Origin of the sequence: Thalassospira sp. UBA1131 (assembly GCF_002311515.1) — a bacterium.
Taxonomy (GTDB): domain Bacteria; phylum Pseudomonadota; class Alphaproteobacteria; order Rhodospirillales; family Thalassospiraceae; genus Thalassospira.
Window position 1 is genome coordinate 53,289 of sequence record NZ_DCAO01000033.1, and the last position, 1,070, is coordinate 54,358.

General features: G+C 56.8%; 1 pseudogene. It reads left to right on the forward strand.

What is annotated here, in order from left to right:
- Nucleotides 1-1,070 (forward strand): annotated as a pseudogene (locus tag B3Z49_RS04985) (DUF3971 domain-containing protein); the annotation flags it as partial.

The window sequence follows — 1,070 nt, forward strand, 5'->3', positions numbered from 1 at the left end:
GGTTTGCGCGACGTCAGCATCTTTGGCCCCGATGATCAGGAAATGCTTCACGTCCCCGAAGCCGATGTCGTGTTTTCCAGCAAGGCGCTGTTTGAAGGCGTTCTTGCCCTGCGCGAGCTTAACCTGATCGGACCGCGCATTCGCCTTGAACGGCGGGCCGATGGCACGATTGATGTCGGCTATGTCGCCGAAGAAGTCGCCGCAGATGTCACAAACCAGCCGGAAAATACGCGCATCGATGATGGTGCGGCAACCGGGCAAAGTTATGACAAGGGGCGCGGGGCCTCTGTTACGATTGAGCTCCCCGATGCACCGGACGTGAGTGCCGATCAACTTCCGCCTGAACCTGAAAACGCTGCTGGTGACACCGAAACTGTCGAACGTTCCGGCAATACTGTCTTGCAGGATGTCTTTGCCATTCTTTCGGGCGAACGCACTGATATTCCGGCGGCGGCCTATTTCGAAAGTTTCGGGGTGGTGAATGCCGATCTTGAAGTGCGCGATGATAAAATCGGCATCGTCTGGGCGGCACCGCAGGCTGATATCCTGTTATCTCGCCGGGCCTTCGGGATCGGTGCGGAAGCCTCGATGCAGGTCAGTGCCGGGGATATTTCGACCCAGGTGCGCGTCACAGGTGATTACAGTATCGAAACCGATCAGGTCGATCTTGAAGCCGAAATTGGCGAGGTGCAGCTTGCTGATCTTGTCAGCATCTCGGACCTGTTTGAACAATTGCGCGATGCCTATGTCCCGGTTTCCGGAAAGCTGCGCGCAAGCTTTGATGCGAATGGCGAATTGCTTACGGCGGCCACGGACCTGTCAGTTGGCAGTGGGGTGATCACCTTCCCTGACGAAATACGGGCGACCTATCGGGTTTCGGACGGACAGATTGTCACAAGCTATGTGCCCGGTCGGTTCAGCATTGATGATGTTGTCCTGAATGTTGGTGACGCATCCGCCAAACTTCAGGGGGTCGTGCTTGACCCGTTCGGGCAGTGGCAAGTCAATCTTGATGCGTCCGCCAAGAACGTCGCAACCAACGATCTGGATCGTCTCTGGCCCGAAGGGGT